At 41.2% G+C, this 21,474-nt stretch carries 20 protein-coding genes; 16 read left to right on the top strand and 4 right to left on the bottom strand.

All coding sequences use genetic code 11. The annotated features are described in order from the left end of the window. The first annotated feature begins 3 nt into the window (after window positions 1-3). From thiB to MED121_RS19410, 4 genes are read left to right on the top strand one after another with little or no spacing between them, the layout of a single operon-like run. Window positions 4-1,017 carry a thiamine ABC transporter substrate binding subunit gene (gene thiB, locus MED121_RS19425; RefSeq protein ID WP_009835478.1) on the top strand — a complete coding sequence of 338 codons (1,014 nt, stop codon included), beginning with the start codon at window positions 4-6 and terminating at the stop codon, window positions 1,015-1,017. After that, window positions 1,014-2,615: a thiamine/thiamine pyrophosphate ABC transporter permease gene (gene thiP / locus MED121_RS19420; protein ID WP_009835477.1), complete on the top strand. Its 1,602-nt coding sequence runs from the start codon at window positions 1,014-1,016 to the stop codon at window positions 2,613-2,615. The genes thiB and thiP overlap by 4 nt, the downstream gene beginning before the upstream one ends. Next, window positions 2,608-3,336 (top strand): ATP-binding cassette domain-containing protein, encoded by a 729-nt coding sequence (locus MED121_RS19415; protein ID WP_009835476.1) that lies wholly within the window; start codon window positions 2,608-2,610, stop codon window positions 3,334-3,336. The genes thiP and MED121_RS19415 overlap by 8 nt, the downstream gene beginning before the upstream one ends. 40 nt (window positions 3,337-3,376) lie before the next feature. Beyond that, window positions 3,377-4,234, top strand: a complete 858-nt coding sequence (locus tag MED121_RS19410; protein ID WP_009835475.1) for a DMT family transporter — start codon at window positions 3,377-3,379, stop codon at window positions 4,232-4,234. A gap of 14 nt (window positions 4,235-4,248) precedes the next feature. Here MED121_RS19410 and MED121_RS19405 read toward each other — a convergent pair whose 3' ends face one another. Continuing rightward, on the bottom strand, window positions 4,249-5,142 hold the full coding sequence (locus tag MED121_RS19405) for a DMT family transporter (protein ID WP_009835474.1): 894 nt from the start codon (window positions 5,140-5,142) through the stop codon (window positions 4,249-4,251). Window positions 5,143-5,184: 42 nt separating this feature from the next. Then, window positions 5,185-5,925 (bottom strand): MipA/OmpV family protein, encoded by a 741-nt coding sequence (locus MED121_RS19400; RefSeq protein ID WP_009835473.1) that lies wholly within the window; start codon window positions 5,923-5,925, stop codon window positions 5,185-5,187. Between the two features lie 595 nt (window positions 5,926-6,520). Between MED121_RS19400 and rpsF the strand changes: the two genes are divergently transcribed. The 6 genes from rpsF (at window position 6,521) to MED121_RS19370 (ending at window position 11,766) form a co-directional block, all read left to right on the top strand. After that, complete coding sequence (gene rpsF / locus MED121_RS19395; RefSeq protein ID WP_009835472.1) at window positions 6,521-6,928, top strand: 30S ribosomal protein S6; 408 nt, start codon at window positions 6,521-6,523, stop codon at window positions 6,926-6,928. Window positions 6,929-6,950: 22 nt separating this feature from the next. Continuing rightward, the gene (gene rpsR / locus MED121_RS19390) at window positions 6,951-7,181 is read left to right on the top strand and encodes a 30S ribosomal protein S18 (RefSeq protein WP_009835471.1); all 231 of its coding nucleotides are present in this window, start codon (window positions 6,951-6,953) and stop codon (window positions 7,179-7,181) included. 20 nt (window positions 7,182-7,201) lie between these two features. After that, window positions 7,202-8,056: a hypothetical protein gene (locus MED121_RS19385; RefSeq protein ID WP_009835470.1), complete on the top strand. Its 855-nt coding sequence runs from the start codon at window positions 7,202-7,204 to the stop codon at window positions 8,054-8,056. Window positions 8,057-8,084: 28 nt separating this feature from the next. After that, window positions 8,085-8,528: a 50S ribosomal protein L9 gene (gene rplI, locus MED121_RS19380; RefSeq protein ID WP_036181253.1), complete on the top strand. Its 444-nt coding sequence runs from the start codon at window positions 8,085-8,087 to the stop codon at window positions 8,526-8,528. Between the two features lie 152 nt (window positions 8,529-8,680). After that, window positions 8,681-10,057 (top strand): replicative DNA helicase, encoded by a 1,377-nt coding sequence (gene dnaB, locus MED121_RS19375; RefSeq protein ID WP_009835468.1) that lies wholly within the window; start codon window positions 8,681-8,683, stop codon window positions 10,055-10,057. Window positions 10,058-10,203: 146 nt separating this feature from the next. Continuing rightward, entirely contained in the window at window positions 10,204-11,766 is a 1,563-nt protein-coding gene (locus tag MED121_RS19370; RefSeq protein ID WP_009835467.1) for a PAS domain-containing methyl-accepting chemotaxis protein, read from the top strand. A 79-nt stretch (window positions 11,767-11,845) separates the two neighbouring features. On the opposite strand, the gene bioA is transcribed toward MED121_RS19370, so the two are convergent. Next, complete coding sequence (bioA, locus tag MED121_RS19365) at window positions 11,846-13,165, bottom strand: adenosylmethionine--8-amino-7-oxononanoate transaminase (RefSeq protein WP_083789428.1); 1,320 nt, start codon at window positions 13,163-13,165, stop codon at window positions 11,846-11,848. Window positions 13,166-13,223: 58 nt separating this feature from the next. Then, complete coding sequence (locus tag MED121_RS24355) at window positions 13,224-13,541, bottom strand: ComF family protein (protein ID WP_131471007.1); 318 nt, start codon at window positions 13,539-13,541, stop codon at window positions 13,224-13,226. Between the two features lie 477 nt (window positions 13,542-14,018). On the opposite strand from MED121_RS24355, the gene bioB reads away from it, so the two are divergent. From bioB to MED121_RS23905, 6 genes are all read left to right on the top strand, one after another. After that, window positions 14,019-15,077: a biotin synthase BioB gene (gene bioB, locus MED121_RS19355; RefSeq protein WP_009835463.1), complete on the top strand. Its 1,059-nt coding sequence runs from the start codon at window positions 14,019-14,021 to the stop codon at window positions 15,075-15,077. 9 nt (window positions 15,078-15,086) lie between these two features. Further along, entirely contained in the window at window positions 15,087-16,274 is a 1,188-nt protein-coding gene (gene bioF / locus MED121_RS19350; protein ID WP_009835462.1) for an 8-amino-7-oxononanoate synthase, read from the top strand. Between the two features lie 6 nt (window positions 16,275-16,280). After that, entirely contained in the window at window positions 16,281-17,078 is a 798-nt protein-coding gene (locus tag MED121_RS19345) for an alpha/beta fold hydrolase (RefSeq protein WP_009835461.1), read from the top strand. After that, window positions 17,068-17,859: a malonyl-ACP O-methyltransferase BioC gene (gene bioC, locus MED121_RS19340; protein ID WP_009835460.1), complete on the top strand. Its 792-nt coding sequence runs from the start codon at window positions 17,068-17,070 to the stop codon at window positions 17,857-17,859. The genes MED121_RS19345 and bioC overlap by 11 nt, the downstream gene beginning before the upstream one ends. A 5-nt stretch (window positions 17,860-17,864) precedes the next feature. Next, entirely contained in the window at window positions 17,865-18,545 is a 681-nt protein-coding gene (gene bioD / locus MED121_RS19335) for a dethiobiotin synthase (RefSeq protein WP_009835459.1), read from the top strand. Between the two features lie 194 nt (window positions 18,546-18,739). Then, entirely contained in the window at window positions 18,740-21,472 is a 2,733-nt protein-coding gene (locus MED121_RS23905) for a response regulator (protein WP_009835458.1), read from the top strand. Window positions 21,473-21,474: the final 2 nt, after the last annotated feature.

The following is a 21,474-nucleotide window of genomic DNA, read 5'->3' as shown; positions in this document are numbered from 1 at the left end:
ACAATGCGAAAACCTTTAATTACGTCTCTAGCGCTAGCAACACTAGCCAGCCTGTCTTTCTCTTCTGCTTTACAGGCAGAAGAAAACAAAACCTTAAATATTTATACCTATGATTCATTTGCCTCAGATTGGGGACCGGGTCCAAAAATCAAAGCAAATTTTGAAAAAGAGTGTGCTTGTACGCTAAATTACGTCACCTTAGATTCTTCTGTTGGTATTTTATCTCGTGTTCAACTTGAAGGAAGCGCTTCAAAAGCGGACGTTCTATTAGGCTTAGATTTGAACTTAATGCACGCTGCTAAAGCCAGTGGTTTGCTTGCAGAGCATAATGTGAATACCAATCAAGTTACAACGCCAGGTGGCTGGAGTGATAATTACTTTGTGCCTTTTGATCAAGGGTATTTCGCCTTTATTTATAATACTGAAACCTTGAAAGAAGTGCCTACATCCTTGAAAAACGTGGTAGAAAACCAAGACCTTTCAGTCATCTATCAAGATCCAAGAACCAGCACGCCTGGTTTAGGTTTAATGCTTTGGATGAAGTCGGTTTATGGTGATGATGCTGCTAAGGCTTGGCAGACATTAGCTAGCCATACTAAAACCGTCACCAAGGGGTGGTATGATGGCTATAGCATGTTTCTAAAAGGTGAGGCGGATCTTGTTTTAAGTTACACCACATCACCTGCCTATCATATGGTGGTTGAGGGTGAATCTAAATATAAAGCAGTACCTGCATCTGAAGGCTTTTATCCTCAGGTTGAAGTCGCCGCTCAATTAAAAAATGCCCCGAATAAAGCGCTAGCAGATCAATTTATGCAGTTTATCTTAACTCAAGGCTTCCAAGGTGAAGTAGCGACAGGTAATTGGATGTTTCCTGTTATTGAGCTAGGCGATAGTTTACCAAAAGCTTTTACGGGTCTTGAGCAGCCCACTAAGGTGTTAACTTTGCCTGCTGAGCAAATTGCTGCTAAGCGTAAGCAGTGGATTAATGAGTGGTTAGACTCTGTGACTCAATGAGACTCGTCTCTCTTGGCAGTAGACTTGATAGCAGTCTGCTGCCAGCTATCTTAATTGTTAGCGTTTTCTGTATTCTTGGTATTGCGAGTTTTTCTGCTTTGCTTGCTTTTCAAGATCTTTCAAATTGGCATCAGACACTTTCAAGTCGCTATATCTGGCGACTACTTGAATTCTCCCTTTGGCAGGCTTTATTAAGTAGTCTATTAAGTCTTGTTATTGCTATTCCTGTAACAAGTGCGCTTATGCATAGGCGCTTTATTGGGCGAGATTTTCTGTTACAACTTTTCTCTATTTCTTTAGTGGTTCCCACCATAGTTGCTATTTTAGGGATAGTCGTTGTTTATGGCCGTAGCGGTTGGATAACTGCTTTAGTCGGTGTCGAGCTTCCACTTTATGGGTTGTTTGGTATCTTGCTTGCTCATGTTTTTTTTAATATGCCCTTGGCTGTGCGTATCCTTATTCAAGCACATAATCTCATTCCTTCGGGTCAATGGCGCTTATCCTATCAGCTTGGTTTTACTCGATGGAATTTATTTCGATGGGTAGAGTGGCCTTATTTACGTAAAGCCTTACCCGGTGCCTTTTTACTTATTTTTATGCTTTGCTTTACCAGTTTTGCTGTTGTTTTAAGTTTAGGTGGTGGGCCTAAATCTAGCACTTTAGAGGTCGCGATTTATCAAGCACTTAAGTTTGAATTTGATATAGCTAAGGCAAGTGTCTTATCTTTATTGCAGGTCTTTGTTTGCACCTTAATTGCTGTCTTGGTTTATAAGTTTGCGAGTACTTACCAACAAGATTTTAGTCTGAAACAAATAAAAAGTTTTCCTGTAAAAGATAGTATTAAGGCTAAGTGTTTTGATTTGAGCTTTTTGGCCTTGGCTTTGCTGATTCTATTGCCTCCGTTTATTGCAATTTTATCTCCCGTTTTTACTTCTTTATTTATTGCGACCCTTTTGCAAGAAGCGACATGGTTCGCCGTTTGGATGTCTATCAAAATTGCTTTCCCAAGTGCCGCTTTAAGTTTGGGGTTAGCTTTGGGTTTTGTTGTATTGGCAAGGGCATCAATGGATAAAGTTGGTTGGTCTTGGCTGCCGAGTAAACTTGAGTATTTAGGTGGTATGATTTTAATTGTGCCAAGTTTAGTAATGGCGACGGGATTATTTTTACTATTACGTCACCTTGGAATTGCTGCGTTTGATAATGCTTATTGGGTTGTGGTATGGGTAAATGCGGTAATGGCTTTGCCTTTTGTGCTAAGAGTCGTGCTGCCGACCTTTTATCAGCAAGAAAAGCGTTACCGAAAACTGTACCAAAGTTTAGGGCTAAAGGGCCTTGCGAGGTTTAAGTTGGAGTGGCCTATAGTGCGGCAATCAGTTGCTCAAGCGACGGCTTATGCGTTGCTTTTAAGTTTAGGGGATATGAGTGTCATCGCGTTATTTGGCTCACAGGGACTCACTTCTTTACCGCTTTATCTTTTTCAATTAATCGGTTCATATCGTATCGATCAGGGGGCTTGTATCGCTGTGATTTTGGTCTTGTTATGCTTTGCTTTATTTTCACTTTGCACTCGTGTGATAGGAGGGAGGCAAAATGCTTAAACTAGATGTGCAATATCAATGGCGTAATCAAGATGGTGAAGACTTTAATGCAGATTACCAAGCAAATTTATCTAATGGTGTAACGACCCTGTTAGGTCGAAGTGGAGAAGGGAAAAGTACCTTGCTACACCTTATCGGTGGATTTTTAGATGCAAGCAGTGGTATCGACTATAAAGGGCAAGACCTCACTCTTTTAACGCCCGAACAAAGGCCAATTACAACCTTATTTCAAAGTGATAACCTATTTCCTCAATTAAGCGTATGGCAAAATGTTGGCATAGGGTTAGCTACCAACTTAAAGCTAAGCCCTATAGAAAAAGAGGCGACTATGTGGGCGCTTGAACGTACACAGCTTGAGGGGATGAAGTCTAAGCTTCCTGAAGCTTTATCAGGTGGCCAAGCCCAGCGAGTGGCTATTGCAAGAGCGGTTGCTCGGGCTATTGTCGCACAAGAGGAAAAAAAGAAATCTATTCTACTGCTTGATGAGCCCTTTAGTGCTTTAGATCCTAGCTTGCGAAGTCAGATGCTGATGTTAGTGGCAGATCTTACTCAGCAACTAGAACTTACCAGTTTGATCGTATCTCACTTACCGGAAGAAGCGCTTTTAGTAGGTGGTAAGCTTCTGTTAATAGAGAAGGGGAACGTTGTCTTGCATGATGAGGTGAGTGTTTTGAATAAGGTCGACAATAAACCTGAATTACGCCGCTATTTAAGCCACTAGTATTCGTAATCTGATTTTTAGCTTTTATTCGGAGTATCTTTTGAGAGACAAGCTGTTAGTTAAAGGGGTTTTGGCGACGCTTGCCTATGCTTTTATTATGTCGGTGACTAGCCTTGTTGCAAAGCTAGTGCAGGCGGAAGTCGCTGTGTCGGTATTGGTATTTTGGCAAAGCCTACTCTGCGTTGCTTTATTGTTACCTCAACAAAGGGGGCATTGGCGACGACATGATATGAAAGTGTGGAAAACGCACTTTTTGCGCAGCATATCAGGTTTTTTGGGTTTTTATTTTTTCTATCTAGCGATTAATCATATTCCTTTGGTCGAAGCGTCAATGCTAAGAGCCTGTGCACCCTTATGTGTTCCCTTAGTGGTTTTACTTGTGCATAAAATAAGAGTGCCTAGCTCTCGCTGGCTACCTTTGGTTTTAGGATTTTTTGGCGTTGCGCTGATAATAAAGCCGGCACCAAGTCAGTTTGATCCTTGGCATCTGGTTGGATTCTTATCTGCCATTGGCCTAGCGCTTTCTATGGTGACGACACGAATGCTCTCTAAAAACGTCAGGGCAAAAGAAACCATGACCATTTACTTTCTCATTTCGGCTGTTTTGTCTTTGTTTTTGTCTGTATATAGTCAAGCTTCTCTATTAGTGCCTGTTCACCTTGTTCCTCATATATTAGTAGTGGGATTAACCTTATATTTCGCTATGTACCTTTATACTTTGGCCTATGGATTTGCTCCCGCGAGTATCGTTTCGCCAGTGAGTTATATAGGTGTGGTGTTTAGTGGGCTTTGGGGGATGTTAATCTGGGGGTATATCCCAGATTTATTAGCAATAACAGGTATGCTACTAATTTTTGCTAGCGTGCTTCTAACCACTTATTTAAGTGGACATAAGTGAAAAATTTAGCGGTTTTATGATTTTGAACGCCGCAAATTCTGAATAGTTAAACCGATTAAAATACAGGCAAGACCCACTAGTGTTGAGCTTTGAATGCTTTCGCCAGCAAATTGCGAAAGCCAAAAAATAGATAGAAGCGGAGAAAGAAAGATGAAATTCGCGATTCGACTCGCCTTATCTGTCAACTTCAATGCTTGATTCCAAAGTACAAAGGTAATGCCCATTTCAAATAGTCCAATATAAAAGGCACTTAGTAAGCCTGTTAATGGCCAATTTGTTAGATTATCAGTTAGCCAACAGTAGATAAAAATCATAGGGATGGCAAAGGCGAAGTTGAGGGTGAGCCCTATTAAGCTTGGACGCTTGTCTTTGGTATTAAATAGCCAATAGAGCGCCCAAATAACGGTACTAAGAAGCGCCATTATAACGCCAGTTAGATTGCCAAACTCTAAGCTAAAAGGATGGCCATGAGTCGCAATAAAAAGCACGCCAAAATAACAGAAAAGCGCGGCTAAAATGTCCTTTTGAGTGAGTCTTTGTTTCATGATAGGCACAGCAAGAAGGCTTAGCATGATTGCCCAGGTGTAATTAATCGCCTGAGCTTCTTGTGCTGGCAGTAAATCATAAGCGGCCAGTAAGATTAGATAGTAAATGAACGGATTAATTGCGCCAAAGAAAAGTGAGCTTTTGTAGCTTTTTTTAGCCTCATGAATTAATTGGTTTGCTTGCTTTTTAATGATGACTAATGCCAGTAAAAAAAGAAAAGAGGTGATGCTCGCAATTAATAGAAGTTGCGCTGGCTCTAAGTGTTTTAAAGAAATGCTAAAGGCCGTTGCAACAGTTGACCAAAAGAAAACAGAAATTAGGCCGTATATTACGGCCTTTTGGTTGTTATTTTGTACAGACATAAGCTGAAAAAATTGAGCCGACTAAATGGTTGTAAAAAACAGTTAAAAACGAGCAAACGCACCTAAACTAACCGCATTACTTTTATCATCTTCGACGATTGGGCTATCAAGAATGTCATTGTAGCGACTATGGGTGTATTTAAAGTTAATAAACACGGTTGGTGTAACAGGGTAATTCATTGCCAGTGAGTAGCTGATCTTTTGTGTGCTCCCTGAATCGTATGCAGCGATGCTTCCACCCGTTCTATCAGATTCAGTTTGGCTTACACCATAAATATGATTGCTTAGCTTCTCATCAAGGTAGCGATATGAGATAGCAGGTGAAACACCAATGTCATTGACCTTGAGCCTTAATTTTGCAGTGATTTCACCAAAGAAACCATCATGCTCGCCCAACACATCTTGACCCGCTTTAAATGTAACAGGCCCAATGCGGTAAGCTGCTACTGTCATTAAGGTTAAGTCCCTATCGTCTAATGCGTTGGCATTTGTGTCGTCAGAATCGTCAGGGTCATAATTTTCATTTTCTAAACTTAAACCAAAACTTATGTTTTGAAATGATTGCAATGGTAGTAGGCGATAACCTAATTCTATGCCCTGAAAATACACATGCTCACCTTGATAGACGACAAGAGGCCATATCTCAGTTTCTTCATCTGTATCTAAATGGACAGAGGATTTAGTGGTGGCAATTGCACCTAATGTCAAAGGCGGGATGGTTTGCGCCATGATTGGAGATGATGAAACTAGGCTGATTAAGGCAAGTTTAGAAAGATAGTTCATGAAAGGTCCTTTTCTCCAATCTATTTAGATCACTTAATAGGTTACTTATTTGGTGAGAGAATACTCTCAAAAAAGCGATGAATAATATACGCTGAATTTGTCAAAAAATAAGCAATCCCTCGATTTAGGGAAACTGTGATTAAGTTACTCTTCTTAGTCTGCTCTTTTAAGGTGTATGGGAAAAGTGACAAACAAGGCGTTGTAGGTACCTTTCAAGAAGGGACAACACAGGATGACACTTTTTCCTGAAATGCCGTTTAGGTATTCTTCAACGACCCGAAGGGTGTGGCCTTAAAGCCTTAACTATAAGTTGAGAGTCTGATCAATAGAGTCACTATTAAGTTGCGACTCTCTCCATAAATCTAGTGGCTTTTATCCATACGCTGAGGCGGGAGGACTTATTCGTAGCTTCCTTAGCTTTATTGATGATGGTGTGTATTTTATTGCTTAATGAATAAGCTTGTTTTAACGCGTTTTGCGGCTATGTTTTTTGTTTTCAATGTTATATAATGCGCCACCCCGTAAATCATACACTCCTTGTCTCACAGCTTTTAACGGGGGAGCTTCGGAGACTAAGAACCCATAAGGAGCTTCAATGCGTCATTATGAAATCGTCTTTCTGGTTCATCCAGATCAAAGCGAACAAGTTCCAGCGATGGTTGAGCGTTACACTAACCTAATCACTGAAGATGGTGGTCAAGTACACCGTCTAGAAGATTGGGGTCGCCGCCAATTAGCTTACCCAATTAACAAAATTCATAAAGCTCACTATGTTCTTATGAACATTGAAGCTTCTGAAGCTGTTATGTCTGAATTAAACGACACTTTCCGCTACAACGATGCCATCATCCGTAACTTGGTGATCCGTCGTAAAGGTGCGGTAACTGAAGTTTCTCCAATTAAAGCTGCTGAAAGTCGTGAAGACCGTCGCGCTCCACGTGAAGAACGTCAAGAGCGTACAGAAGCTGCTGAAACACCTGCTGAAGAAACATCTGCAGAGTAATTAATTAATTTAGGAGATCCTCATGGCTCGTTTTTTCCGTCGTCGTAAGTTCTGCCGTTTCACTGCAGAAGGTACCGTTGAGATCGATTACAAAGATCTAGACACACTTAAAGGTTATGTAACTGAAACTGGTAAAATTGTACCTAGCCGTATTACTGGCACTAAGGCACGTTACCAGCGTCAGCTAGCGACCGCTATCAAGCGTGCTCGTTATATCGCTCTATTGCCATACACTGACAGCCACTTCAACTAAGAAGCGGATCTAAGTATCAAATGAGTAAATTAGCGCAATGGGTAATGACACGCCGCATGAACGCCATTATTGGTGTTGCAGCGTTCAGTGCCATTCCTTTACTTGTTTTTTTGGCTGGCGCGATTCAAGCGTTGGTGGTACTTAGAAAAGGTGTTGCAGAAGGCATATCTGTATTTGCGTGGGGAGGGCTAACAGCCTTATTGCTGTGGGTCTTTCAAGGTGATGCGACAACCATTTTAATATTGGTTCAAGCTGCCTTATTTAGTTATGTGTTAAGAACTACCGTGTCCTGGGGGGCATTGTTTATAGCGGCCGTTGTTATTGCTGTTGTGAACGTTTTTACGCTCCCTTTGTTGATGTCTGGTGTGCTCGACATCCTTCTTGAGATGATGAAAGAGCTGTTTTCCCAGATGGAAGTGACAGGAATGGATGATGAGCGCTTGTATAAAGAGCTTGTGGTCTCCATGTCAGTGGCTCAAATGTGTATATCAATTGCAGCTGTCTTCCTTGCGAGGAGTTGGCAGTCAAAGTTGTATAACCCAGGTGGTTTGGCAAAAGAGTTTTTGCAGTTAAAGTTGACCTTACCGGTTACGTTAACATTTGCAGTGATGGTTTTCTTGGGCGAAAGCTTAGGTGAATCATTTCAATTCCTTGCACACATAGTAATCCCGATTTTTGTCCTTGTAGGACTAGCGCTTGTTCATGGTGTGTTTGCGAAAAAGAATATTGGGAAAGTTGGGCTGATTGCTTTTTACTTGGTGGGATTGTTTATATTAACGCCTTATATCGTCAATATACTGATTGTATTAGTTATTGTTGATAGTTTTGTTGATATTCGCGGTCGTATATCAGGTGCAGCGCCCACTTCTGACTAAAGCTAATGATTATTTAGAGGTGATCGAGATGAATGTGATTCTACTCGACAAAGTAACTAAGCTAGGCGGTATCGGTGACCAAGTTGTCGTAAAACCAGGCTATGCTCGTAACTTTTTGATTCCGAACAAAAAAGCTGTAATGGCAACGAAAGCTAACATTGCAACTTTTGAAGAGCGTCGTGCTGAGCTTGAAGCTCAAGCTGCAGAGCGTACTGCTGCTGCACAAGCACGTGCTGAACAATTGAATGGTAAAACTTTCACTATCGAAGCTAACGCTGGTGATGAAGGTAAACTATTCGGTTCTATCGGTACTCGCGATATTGCTGACGTGATCTCTGCTGCTGCAGAAGTATCTAAGTCAGAAGTACGTCTACCAGAAGGCGCTATTCGCCACACTGGTTCTTTTGAAGTTAACGTTCAACTACACTCTGAAGTAGTTGCAACTGTTACTTTGGAAGTTGTTGCTCAGTAATCGTTGAGATTCTGAATAACAGACTGCAAAATAGGGCAGCTGGCGTTTCGTCAGTTGCCCTTTTTTATGGGTTTTTTATATGAATGGCAATTTGCTTTTACTATGAGTGAGTTGTTATGTGATTAAGCTAATTATTACTTGATGGTGTAGATTTGGAAAATTCAGATGTGAGTGCAATAAAGTTGCCGCCTTATTCGGTTGAGGCTGAGCGTTCTGTTGTGGGTGGCTTAATGCTTGACCCAAATGCATGGGATAAAGTGTCTGAATTGGTGATGGCGGATGATTTTTATCGGCCAGAGCATAAGCAAATTTTTGCCGTTATTGCTAAGTTAGCTGATGAGTCTGAGCCAATTGATGTGGTAACAATTGGTGAAAAGCTTGATAAACGTGGTGAGCTTGAAGATGTGGGTGGTATGACCTACCTCATTGAGATGGCTGAGGCGACGCCAAGTTCTGCCAATATTGCAAGTTATGCCGATATTGTGCGTGAGCGGTCTGTTTTGCGCCGTCTGATAACCACAACAAATGAAATTTCAACCCGAGCCTTTCACCCTGAAGGTTTAACTGCGGCAGAAGTGCTTGATGAAGCCGAACGTAAAATCTTCCAAATTGCCGAAGGTGGGGATAAGAAAGGTGGTCCGCGAATTGCCTCAGACATATTGAGTGCGACGGTCGATAAGATTGATGAGTTATACCATCAAGAAGGTGCCATTACAGGGTTAAGTACCGGCTTTACTGACCTTGATGATATGACTTCAGGATTGCAAAAATCCGATTTGGTCATAGTGGCAGGTCGTCCTTCTATGGGTAAAACGACTTTTGCCATGAACTTGGTTGAAAATGCCGCCATGATTACCGATATGCCGGTTATCGTATTTAGCTTGGAGATGCCCTCTGAGCAATTGATGATGCGTATGCTTTCTTCGTTAGGGCGAATTGATCAAACTAGAATGCGTTCTGGTCAGTTGCTGCAGGAAGACTGGGATAAACTAATGTCTGCAGTAAAAATGCTGAAAGACAGGAAGTTGTTTATCGATGATACAGCTGGTATTAGTCCAACTGAGATGCGTTCTAGGGTGAGACGAATAGCGCGTGAGCATGGTGACGGCAAAGTCGCTTTGATCATGATCGATTACCTGCAGTTGATGCAAATACCGGGTTATAGTGAAGGTCGAACCAACGAGATTTCGGAAATTTCCCGTTCTTTGAAGGCCATTGCGAAAGAAATGGAATGCCCTGTTATTGCTTTATCACAGCTAAACCGTAGTTTGGAGAACCGGCCCAACAAACGACCAGTAAACTCAGATTTGCGTGAATCTGGAGCGATCGAGCAGGATGCGGATATTATTTCCTTTGTTTACCGAGATGAGGTTTATAACGAAGATACGCCTTATAAAGGGGTGGCTGAGATCATTATTGGTAAGCAACGTAACGGTCCGATCGGTACCTGTCGCTTGTCATTTGTGGGTAAATTCACCCGCTTTGAAGATCTTTCTCCCGATGCATATCAAGACTTTGACGATGAATAAGGAAATAGATTGGCAATATACGTTTTTTTTAGTAACGCGATATTGATTTATCTAGCTTAGTTAATGGTTTAGAATTATTTTAATGTGAATAGTAAAGCGCCCTTTTAAGTCTGGGCGGTCATAATAAAATAATATCGAGATAACTTATGCGTAAGATGTCAGCAACAAATAAAGAAACGGCTTTCCCTGCTGATTATGTGCTTGTTTCTAGTACAGATATTAAGGGAAAAATTACTTTCGTAAATGATGAGTTTTGTGAAATAGCAGGCTATGCAAGGGAGGACCTACTAGGTCAGCCTCATAATCTTATTCGACACCCAGATGTGCCCCCTGCTGTTTTTGCTGATATGTGGACAAACTTAAAGCAAGGTAATAGCTGGCTCGGTATTGTTAAAAACCGCTCAGAAAATGGTGACCATTATTGGGTAAGTGCTCATGTGAGTCCCTTGATTGATGGTGGCAAGGTAATTGGTTATGAATCTGTTCGACGCAAAGCGACGTCAGATGAGGCTGTGCATGCACAAGCTTTGTATAATAGGGTTAATCAAGGGAAGTCTTTAATTCCTGCTTCAGTTAGGTTGGCTTCCTTCTTCCAAAGTAGTTTTCTTCCTGCCACTTTTGCTTTACTTGCTTTAACCCTAGTGAGTTTAGGATCGGGTGTGATTTGGGCGCAAGTGCTAGGGGCTATCTTTGGGTTGTTTGGCTTGGTTGGTGTGTTTCAGCAAAGGTCTGGGCTGGAGGCGACATTACACACTATTCCAGTAGAATCTCATAATGTGATTGGACAATACTTGTATTGTAAAAAAGTCGGTGCAAAAGCCGCGATTAGTTTTGCTCAGCTGCATCAGGAAGCGGCTAGAAGTACCTTCCGTCATAGGTTGATGGAAAGCTCAAAGAATCTCACAGTACGTGCCAGTACGGTTAAAAATGGTGTTTCAGTTAACCTTAAAGGTTTTGCCTTACAAAATAGTAAATTTGATGCTGTCGCAGCTGGTGGTGCGCAAATGCTCGCTAGTATTCAAGAGGTTGCGCAAAGTGTTAATGCAGCGGCTGAGGCGACTGAGTCTGTATGTGCTGAAACAAGAAGTAGTCAGGCATTAGCAGAAGAAACCGGCAGTACAATCAGGCGTGTTTATAGTGAAATTAACGATGCCAAGAAAGTAGTTGATGTATTGGCGAAAGAAAGTGACACCATTAATGAAGTGGTTAATTCCATTAGTGATATCGCCGAGCAAACCAACTTACTTGCTTTAAATGCTGCAATTGAAGCGGCACGTGCAGGTGAAGCTGGTCGTGGTTTTGCGGTAGTGGCAGATGAGGTGCGTGCGTTAGCAACACGAACTCAGCAAGCGACTCAAAATATCAATCAAATGACAGAAGAGCTTAAGCGCAATACAGAGGCTGTGCTTACCACGATTGATCAGGGTACTGATGTGGCGAAGCAGGGGGTGGATCGTATTGAACAGGTGGCCCTTAATATGACCTCGATTGAGGATGCAATCATGAAGATTGTTGATATGACCTCGCAGATTAATGTAGCAGCACATCAGCAAGAGCAAGTGGCTGAAAACTTGAATCAGCAAATGGGTGAAGTGACCGATCTTAATAAGAAGAGTATAGGTCGTGCTGAAAACTCAGTGGTTGCTATCACAGCGATTGAAGAGGAAGTGTACGAACAAGTGAATTTAGCAGAGCGTTTTAAAGGCTAACTTTACTTTTTATATCAGACCATATTGGTAAAAAGACCCGAATCAATAATCTTGGTTCGGGTCTTTTTGTATAGGAAAGTTAGTTGCTGAGTTTAGTGAGCACATTAAAGATTGCTAAGCCTAGCTTATCTAGGTCTGTTTTTTGAGCGATAAAAGGAGGCATAAGATAAACTAGCTTGCCAAAAGGTCTTACCCATACGCCTTCTTCTACTAGTAAGGGTTGAATGACTTTTTGCTCAACCGCTTCTTTTAATTCTACGACACCGATAGCGCCAAGGCAGCGAACGTCTACTACTGAGTTAAGTTTTCGACATGGTGCTAAGGCTGTCTCAAGGTTGCTTTGAATCTCCCCTATCATGCTTTCTAGCTCGTAGTTCATTAAGAGCTCAAGGCTAGCGTTAGCCGCACTGCAGGCAAGTGGGTTGCCCATAAAAGTGGGTCCATGCATAAATACGCCGTCGTTATCGCTGATACCAAGGGCAACTTTATCACTTGTTAGTGTGGCCGCTAGTGAGCAATTTCCACCTGTCAGGGCTTTACCAACGCACATGATGTCGGGCGTAACGTTAGCATGGTTGCAGGCAAACATTTTGCCTGTACGACCAAAACCTGTCGCTATCTCATCGAGGATAAAAAGGATATCAAACTCATCACACAGTGCTTTTAGTTCAGTTAGATAGGCTGGATTGTAAAAACGCATACCGCCAGCATTTTGAACAACGGGTTCCAAAATAAAGCCTGCGATTTCGCCACTAGATTGGGTAAAGAGTTCTCGAACTTCAGCTAAATAAGCCTGATCAATAGCTTTGTTAATGCCTGCGGGTGGGGGGCTCACAAAGAACTGAGAAGCTAATGCTTGATTGAATAGCCCATGCATGCCATTGACTGGATCGCACACAGACATGGCGGCAAAGGTGTCACCATGATAGCCGCTTCTTGGTGTGGCAAACTTTTGTTTGTTAGGTTTGCCTTGGGTATGCCAGTACTGAATTGCCATTTTAAGTGCCACTTCCACAGACACTGAGCCTGAATCACTAAAGAAGACGCGTTCAAGTCCAGCTGGACTCAACTTAATCAGTTTCTGTCCCAGTTCTATTGCGGGTTGGTGTGTTAAGCCACCGAACATGACATGAGAAAAGTCATCAATTTGATTCTTCATTGCTTGGCTGATGTGCGGGTGGTTGTAGCCATGAATGACGCTCCACCAAGAGGCTGTGCCATCAATAAGCTTTTGACCATTTGCTAGTTCTATTTGCATCCCCTTGGCACCTTTGACGAGGTAGTGTGCAATGGGGTTACTCATTGATGTATATGGATGCCATAGCAGCTGTTTATCTAGCTCAACTAATTCAGATTGGCTGAGTTTGCTAGGTGTGTGCAGAGGGAGTGTTATGGACATCTGATTTCTTCTTGATAATTGAATATGGGGCAATCTTAGCGAAAATGGTAGTGAATCATCAAGCTTGCTTCTCTATTGTTGTTTTAATAGGAGGGGTTCTTGTTAGGCTCCAGACATCTATCTCGATAGCGCCGGCCTCTTGGAGCTTTGTTATACAGGCGTCTAGGGTGGCGCCTGTTGTCACAACATCATCAAAAAGTGCGATGTGCTTGGGGACGGTGGATGGGCAACTAAAACTGTTGGCTTTTAGTTTGCTGCGCTGTTTTTTCGTTAGCTCGTGCTGAGGGGAGGTGTATTGGGTTTTTAGTAATAGGTCAAATTGAACGGGTATGTTAATGGGCAGATAATTGCTAAGGCATTTGCTTAACTTTTTCATATGGCAAAAACCTCTTTCGCGAATGCGCTCTATATGGCTTGGTACTGGAATGATGACATCTGGCCAATTGCTTGTGTCATCGTTTCCATAGTTTTCTATGAGCTCTTGGGCAAGAATCAAGCATAAGGGGTGGCAACTATGGAGTTGGTTGGAAAATTTTAAGCTCGTAATTAATGCTTTGGCTAAATCTTTATAAATTAATGGGGCGATTAATTGTTTGTATTGAGGAGGCTTTTGCTGACATTGACCGCATAGGTGAATGATTGTTTCGGTAGGAAGTTTGCATTTTTCGCAATGGCTTTTGTTAAAGCTAAAACCATTAAGGCAATTGTTGCAGATCAAAGTGTTATGTTTGATTTTACAAAAATAACATTGTGAATAAAAATTTTGATAGTAAACCTGTGATATTTTTTGGGTTGACAGAAAAGACCAGTTCATTAATATTGCTATCCTTGCAATTAATTCTATGGGGAAACCATGTCTGCCACTAACCTTTTCGAAGCGAAACATAATTGGACTCATGCTGAGGTCCAAGCTTTGTTTGATCTTCCATTTATGGATCTTTTATTTCAAGCGCAAACTGTGCACAGACAAAACTTTAAACCTAATGAAGTTCAGGTTAGTACCCTGTTGTCGATTAAAACAGGTGCGTGTCCAGAGGATTGTAAGTACTGTCCACAAAGTGGTCATTACAATACCGAGCTTGAAAAAGAAAAGTTAATGGAAGTAGAGAAGGTTTTGCAAGAAGCAAATTTAGCGAAGGATAAGGGGGCTACCCGTTTTTGTATGGGGGCTGCTTGGAAGCATCCTTCTGAAAAAGACTTTCCTTATGTATTGGAAATGATTAAAGGTGTTAAAGCCCTAGGACTTGAGTCTTGTGTGACTTTGGGAACTTTGAATGACAAGCAGGCGGCTATGTTGTCTGAAGTCGGTCTTGATTATTACAACCATAACTTAGATACCTCAGCAGAATTCTATAACAGCATAATTACAACCCGTTCTTATCAGGATCGCCTAGATACTTTGGATCGTGTGCGTGATTCGGGTATTAAATTATGTTGTGGCGGTATTATGGGAATGGGTGAAGAGCAAAACGACCGTATTAGCCTTTTGCGTCAGCTATCAGAAATGAAGCCACACCCAGAAAGCGTGCCGATCAATATGTTGGTTAAGGTGGAAGGCACACCTATGGAGAATGTAGAAGATTTAGATAGCTTTGAATTTATTCGTACCGTTGCAATTGCACGTATCATGATGCCTAAATCCCACGTGCGTTTATCTGCTGGGCGTGAAGGTATGAATGAGCAAATGCAGGCGCTTTGCTTTATGGCTGGTGCTAACTCAATCTTCTACGGTGAAAAGTTGCTTACCACACCAAACCCTGAAGCTCACAAAGATATGCAGTTATTTAGCAAGTTAGGGATAAATACAGAAACCCGTGAAGAGCATTCTGATGAAGAACAATCAGAGGCTATTATGGCTGATGTAAAAGCGCATCAGGAATCAAAAGTCTTTTATGATGCTGCTGCTAAGTAGAATTCGATCATGTCGACAAGTCCTGAGTGGGTGATTGCAGCTTTAGAAGAGCGAAAGCAAGCTTCTTTATTTCGGCAGACTGTGATCATGGAAGGTGCCCAAGTACCTGGAATTGAAATTGATAAAAAGGACTATATAGCCTTTTGTTCAAATGATTATCTAGGATTGGCGAATCACCCTAAATTGATACAGGCCATGCATGAATCTGCTCAAACTTATGGGGTAGGCAGTGGCGCGTCCCACCTTGTAAATGGCCATAACCGTGAACACCAAAACTTAGAAGAAGAATTAGCCCAGTGGTTAGGCTATGAAAGGGTTATTCTTTTCAGTACGGGTTATATGGCAAACCTTGGTGTCCTTGCTGCATTTGCGGGAAAAGATAATGGTGTTGTGCAAGATAAGCTCAATCATGCGTCACTGATTGATGGTGCTCAGCTTGCGGGTGCTAAAATGCGACGTTATCTTCATTCTGATCTGGACTCTGCTGAGAAGGTGTTAACCCGCTTTACTCAAAATCAAAGCAAATCAAGTATCCTTGCAACTGATGGTATTTTTAGTATGGATGGGGATATGGCGCCTTTGGCTGGGCTTGCTAGCTTGTGTAAAGAGAATGCCGCGCTATTGATGGTTGATGATGCCCATGGGTTAGCCTGTTGTGGCGATACGGGTAAAGGTTCGATGGAGTTAGAAGGCTTAACGGCCGAAGATGTTCCTTTGTTAATCGGTACTTTTGGCAAAGCTTTTGGTACTTCAGGCGCCTTTGTTGCTTGTTCTCATGACTTCGCAGACTATCTTACTCAATTCTCGCGACCTTACATCTATACAACAGCAATGTCCCCTGCGATAGTGGGAGCTACTAGGGCAAGTTTAGCCATTATTAAGAGTGAGGAAGGTCTACATTTAAGGCAAAAGCTTAGGGCTAATATTGCTTTTTTTAGGCGAGCGGTAAGTGAGCTGCCAATCACTTTGTGTGATTCAGAAACAGCTATTCAGCCTATATTAATTGGTGATAGCCAATTGGCCTTAGATGTAAGTAACAGATTAAAGCAAAAAGGTATTTGGTGTACGGCTATTCGGCCACCTACAGTACCAAAAGGCAGTGCTCGACTGCGTATTACACTTTCTGCTCAGCATGATTTTGAGCAAATTTCATATTTGGTTAATAGCTTGGCCACGGCATTAGCAACAAGGAAATAACAGAATATGCGCTATAAATTAGAACAGGTAAGCTTTGGTGATCCAGCTAATCAGGCTATTTTTCTTTTACCTGGTTGGGCGATGCCAAAAGAGTGTTTTTATGAGCTGGCTCACAAGCTCAGCCAACAATATTATGTTGTTTTGGTAAACTTGCCTGGCATATCAACAGACGTTGAACTGATTAAAGGGGCTAAGACTGGGCCTAACTATGATATTGATGCATTAACTGAGCAGCTGATATTAGCAGCCCCCAAAGATGCTTGGTGGCTTGGCTGGTCTTTAGGGGGCATGATTGCAAGTTATGTGGCAGCTCATAGGGCAAGTTGTGTTAAAGGCTTGATTACCATTGCTTCTAACCCTTCATTTGTTCGAAGCGAGGGTTGGCAATGGGGAATGTCTTTGGGTGATTTTGAAGCTTTCGAAGACTTAATTAAACATGACCCTGTGGTTGGTCTTAAGCGCTTTATTGCTTTGCAAAGTAAAGGAAGTCGTGCCGCAACAGAGGTGCGTAAGCAATTAAGTCATTGGGTGGAGCCTGATGCATGCTTGCCGCTTGCTTTAGAAGCTGGTTTGCATTTATTAAAAAATTTAGATGTAAGAAGAGAATTGGAAATTTTAGATATGCCGAGTTTACATCTGCTGGGTGAAAAGGATGTATTGGTTGATTCTAACTGGCCTAAAGCCATTATTAATAATTGTGTTCCGATTGAATATAAAGTTTTTGAAAACTGTGCGCATCAGCCTTTTATAGAAGATTTAGATCAGTTGTACCCTCATATAGAAAACTTTTTGAATGCCCAATAACGCTATTATTCCTTGTTATAAGCAAGAAGTTGCAAAATCTTTTAATCGCGCAGCTTCAACTTATGATGGTTTTTCACAGTTTCAAGCGAGTGTGTTGTCTCGTTTAATTCGAATGACTCCTGATATTAAGTCAGAACTTTGCCTAGATTTAGGCTGTGGTACTGGTAATGCCTCACAGTTTCTGACCTCCCTTTCGGCTCAATTAATTAATTTAGACCTATCTGAAAACATGCTGAGAAAAGCTCGGGAAAAATCTCAACAAAGTTTTTCTGTTTGCGGTGATGCTGAACTTTTACCCTTTCAGCAATCTATTTTTGATTTGATATTTTCGAGCTTATCGATTCAGTGGTGTGAAAATTTAGCTTCAATAGGCAGTGAAGTGAAAAGGGTTTTGAAGCATGACGGTGATTTTCTTGTCTCTACTCTTGCTCAAGATTCTATGCCTGAGATTGCGCATTGTTGGCGTCAAGTAGATGGTCATACTCATATAAATCATTACCCTTCTTATGAAGAATTAATATTTGATATTCAAAGCGCGGGTTTAATCTTAGAAAAGAGTGTTTGTGAGCCTATGACAAGGTGGTTTGATTCACCTAAGTCTGCCATAGATTCGCTCAAGAAAGTGGGGGCGAGTGTTTTGGTTGAAACAGAAGAGCGACAAGTTGTCACTCCTCTCATGTGGCGAAAATTCTTAACTGAGTATGAAAAACTGAGAACTGATAAAGGTATTCCTCTTACCTATCAATTGGTTTATTTGCATTTAAAGAAGACTAAAGGCTAGTTCTAATGGCAGTTAAAAAGCGTTTTTTTATTACGGGTACTGACACAGATGCTGGTAAAACTTTTGTTGCGGCAGGTTTGCTGGGTGCTGCCAAAAGAGCCAATTTAAGAACAATCGGGCTAAAACCCGTCGCGGCTGGTGCTGAATTGGTGGAAGGTAAATGGTGCAATGAGGATGCATTAGCCTTAATGGCTCAAACGAGTGTGAAACTGGTTTATGAGCAAATTAATCCGGTATTATTAAAAGAGCCTATTGCTCCTCATATTGCAGCTGAAAAAGAAGGTGTGACACTTTCAGTGAGCCGTTTAGAGGGTGTGATTAAAGGCTCTTTGTTAACGCCTCATGACTTTGCTTTAGTGGAAGGTGCTGGTGGCTGGCGTGTGCCTTTGAATTCTCGCGAAATGTTATCTGACTTGGCGAAATCGCTTGGGTATCCTGTCATTTTAGTGGTGAATATGAAGTTGGGTTGTATTAATCATGCAACATTAACGGCTGAGTCTATTGCCCGTGATGGATTAAATCTTGTGGGGTGGGTTGCAAATATGGGCCAAGATATGCCTTATTATGACGAGAATGTCGCTGCGATTAACTCCATAATTACTGCACCTTTACTTGCTAAATTAGGGCGTTATGAGAATCTTGACGACTCCCATCAAGAGTTTGATAACATCTTGTCTCAACTCTAATATAAGTGACTTTACTGAATATTTAGTCTTAACTTGTATAGATTAAAATACCTATCTTTTCGCAATGCAGAATGGCGTCATGATTTTATGATTATTTTGTTAATTGGCGCTTATTAAATATCTTTTAGATGAATCCTTATTGTGCGAAGTTAGGTGCTTGTAACCATAAAAGAGATTAATTAAAAGGTTAAATTATGACGGTAAAGCTTGCTCAAGAAAGTAAAAATTTATCGCGTGTTAAAATCCCCGTTCTAGTCCCCCTTGCCATTGCCCTAAGTGTTTTGTGTACTGCTTTTTATATGGTTGTTTTAAATCTTTCTGATCAACACCAAAGAGACAACCTTGTGAATTCAGTAACACGTTTTGATGAGCAAACTTATCAGGTTTCACAGCAGCAGGGTAAGTTGATGTTGCAACAACTTTTGTGGATTACTGACCGTTTTAAAGAGCTACGTGAAACCGATAGCCATCAAATTGACCAGCATCTACAGGAGTTATTTCGTACATCAAAGGACTCTATTGATATTAGCCGTATTATGTATCTATCCCCAGAGCTGAAAATTTTGGGTGAGGTGTGGGATGAGCAAATTATTTCGCAGGTTGAGAGCTCGGCTGTTGATATGGCTGTGTCTCAGCAGAAGCCGGCAGTTGATCTTGTGTTACTAGATAATGGCGAGCTAGTGTTACGAGCTGTGATGCCTGTTTTGCTTAAGTCTGGGTTAAATGGTTATTTAGTGATGGATAAACCTTTGGATCGCTTGGCTAAATCCTTGGCGCTTGGACAAAATATTTTCATGTCGATTCTTGTTAATAAAGATAGGTTGGATCCAAGCTTAGTTGAAAATAAGTTTAGAGTTTATCGAAAGGATTTGGTTTTTGATCAATTTAATCGGTTCTTGTCTGTTGGTAGTAATAATGAGCTTTTAGATCAGCAAGCTTTTGCAAAGACCCTTGATGCTTATCATGAAGCGGATGTGGGTAATGAGATTTTTTATACCACTGCGGTTTCTGTCAATAAGCGTTTTTTTGATGTGGGGATCATCCCAGTTTCTAATGCTAAAGGTGAGCTTTTTGCACATCTCTTAATTGCGAAAGATACAACTAAAATTAAGCAAGATTTAACCTTCACCTTGATACTGACAGGTGCCATGGTCAGTGTTGTTGCACTGATGTTGTTTGTATTTTTCTATGTTTTATTAGGACGAATTGAAAGCCAAATTAATCAAAGTGAAAATAAGTTACTGTTTGCGAATGATGAGGCAGAAAAACACCGACAGCAGGCCGAGCTTAAAAAAATTGAAGCAGAAGAGCTTAAGCAAATTGCGGAACAGAGCCGTGATGATGCTGAAGTGCATAGGGTAGAAGCGGAAAGAAGCCGAGATGACGCTGAGCTGGAAAGAAAAGAAGCTGAAAATGCCCGTGCTGAAGCGGTTAAAGCAAATGAAGTGAAATCCGAGTTCTTGGCCAAAATGAGTCATGAGCTAAGAACCCCATTGAATGCCATTATTGGTTTGACGGAAATGATGCATGAAGATGCAATCGAGTTTGATGATGAGGACTATGTAGAGCCTTTAGATCGAGTTTTGAGAGCGGGTAAGCATTTGCTAAACCTGATTAATGATATTTTAGATATATCTAAGATCGAAGCTGGCAAGATGGAGCTACATAGAGAGAATTTCAATTTGATTATGGCGCTTGAAGATGTCATTGCATCCATTAAACCATTATCAGATAAAAAATCGATTAAGCTTGAAGGTGACTTTGAGGTGTTAGGTGATCATTTTAATGATCAAACAAGATTGAAACAAATTTTATTAAACCTGATGAGTAATGCTGTTAAGTTTACTGATGAAGGGGTTGTCACATTATCTGCTCGTACTGAAAATGATCGTTTAAATATTGCTGTGACTGATTCAGGGATTGGTATGAATGAGGAACAGTGCGCAGGCTTGTTCCAAGACTTTGTTCAGGTTGATTCATCTAGCGTTAGAAAGCATCAAGGTACTGGGCTTGGTTTAGCGATAAGTCGTAAGTTCTCTCGAATGATGGGAGGGGATATTTTTGTTACCAGTGAGGTGGGTAAAGGCTCTACTTTCACCTTATCTATTCCTCTTAACCAAGAAGATGTGCCTGCAGACTTAGTGATTGAAGATGATGGCACGTTAGAAGTGGCGCAAGAGAGTTCTGAGGTTAAAGCGAAAATTTTAGTGGTTGATGATGATCCTGATATGCATACCTTACTTGCTCGTTACTTATCGGATGAAAGGTTTGAATTATCCTTTACCAAAGATGGTAAAGAGGCATTAGAGATGGCCAATGAATTAAAGCCTGACTTGATTACTCTTGATATTCTTATGCCGGGACTGGATGGTTGGGATACATTGTCTGCATTAAAAGCTGATGATAGTTTGAGTCATATTCCAGTGGTTATGATCTCTGTTGATGATGAAAGAAAGAAAGGTGTTGCTTTAGGTGCAGATGCTTATTTAGTGAAACCCATTAATGAGTCAGCATTTATTCAATTGGCTGATAAACTTAAGTTAAGCCTTAAAGATAAAGTAGCCAGTGTGATGTTGGTGAGTTCTCAGGATGAGGATACGGCTTCTTTAGTTGATGTGTTCCAGCAAGAAAGCTGGGAGGTGACACAGGTTGAAGATGCGCAACAAGCATTATTAGGCTTAGCATCACATGTGCCAGATTTAATTGTCATTGACCTAATGATGCCTCAAAGTGATGCTTTTGAGTTATTAAGCCAATTAGAGCAAGAGCCAAAATGGTCTGATGTGTTTGTGCTAGCAATAACCTCTCAAGAGCTTGATGACGATACGCAAATGCTATTGGATCAAAGAGTGGATCAATTAATGCTAAAAGATGAAATTTCAAAAGATGTGGTCATGAAAAAAATTCAGAGACTGTTAGGTAGCTAGGG

It is taken from the genome of Marinomonas sp. MED121, assembly GCF_000153025.1.
In the GTDB taxonomy this organism is placed as follows: Bacteria; Pseudomonadota; Gammaproteobacteria; order Pseudomonadales; family Marinomonadaceae; genus Marinomonas.
This window is presented reverse-complemented; position numbering and strand designations above follow the sequence as displayed.

Excerpts from the sequence above, each read along its gene's own strand:
- MED121_RS19400 (WP_009835473.1), bottom strand. The coding sequence starts at position 5,925 with ATGAACTATCTTTCTAAACTTGCCTTAATCAGCCTAGTTTCATCATCT.
- thiP (WP_009835477.1), top strand. The coding sequence starts at position 1,014 with ATGAGACTCGTCTCTCTTGGCAGTAGACTTGATAGCAGTCTGCTGCCA.
- bioB (WP_009835463.1), top strand. The coding sequence starts at position 14,019 with ATGTCTGCCACTAACCTTTTCGAAGCGAAACATAATTGGACTCATGCT.
- MED121_RS19370 (WP_009835467.1), top strand. The coding sequence starts at position 10,204 with ATGCGTAAGATGTCAGCAACAAATAAAGAAACGGCTTTCCCTGCTGAT.
- bioA (WP_083789428.1), bottom strand. The coding sequence starts at position 13,165 with ATGTCCATAACACTCCCTCTGCACACACCTAGCAAACTCAGCCAATCT.
- rplI (WP_036181253.1), top strand. The coding sequence starts at position 8,085 with ATGAATGTGATTCTACTCGACAAAGTAACTAAGCTAGGCGGTATCGGT.
- MED121_RS19345 (WP_009835461.1), top strand. The coding sequence starts at position 16,281 with ATGCGCTATAAATTAGAACAGGTAAGCTTTGGTGATCCAGCTAATCAG.
- MED121_RS19385 (WP_009835470.1), top strand. The coding sequence starts at position 7,202 with ATGAGTAAATTAGCGCAATGGGTAATGACACGCCGCATGAACGCCATT.
- MED121_RS24355 (WP_131471007.1), bottom strand. The coding sequence starts at position 13,541 with ATGAAAAAGTTAAGCAAATGCCTTAGCAATTATCTGCCCATTAACATA.
- rpsR (WP_009835471.1), top strand. The coding sequence starts at position 6,951 with ATGGCTCGTTTTTTCCGTCGTCGTAAGTTCTGCCGTTTCACTGCAGAA.
- bioF (WP_009835462.1), top strand. The coding sequence starts at position 15,087 with ATGTCGACAAGTCCTGAGTGGGTGATTGCAGCTTTAGAAGAGCGAAAG.
- MED121_RS23905 (WP_009835458.1), top strand. The coding sequence starts at position 18,740 with ATGACGGTAAAGCTTGCTCAAGAAAGTAAAAATTTATCGCGTGTTAAA.
- thiB (WP_009835478.1), top strand. The coding sequence starts at position 4 with ATGCGAAAACCTTTAATTACGTCTCTAGCGCTAGCAACACTAGCCAGC.
- MED121_RS19415 (WP_009835476.1), top strand. The coding sequence starts at position 2,608 with ATGCTTAAACTAGATGTGCAATATCAATGGCGTAATCAAGATGGTGAA.
- MED121_RS19405 (WP_009835474.1), bottom strand. The coding sequence starts at position 5,142 with ATGTCTGTACAAAATAACAACCAAAAGGCCGTAATATACGGCCTAATT.
- rpsF (WP_009835472.1), top strand. The coding sequence starts at position 6,521 with ATGCGTCATTATGAAATCGTCTTTCTGGTTCATCCAGATCAAAGCGAA.
- bioD (WP_009835459.1), top strand. The coding sequence starts at position 17,865 with ATGGCAGTTAAAAAGCGTTTTTTTATTACGGGTACTGACACAGATGCT.
- bioC (WP_009835460.1), top strand. The coding sequence starts at position 17,068 with ATGCCCAATAACGCTATTATTCCTTGTTATAAGCAAGAAGTTGCAAAA.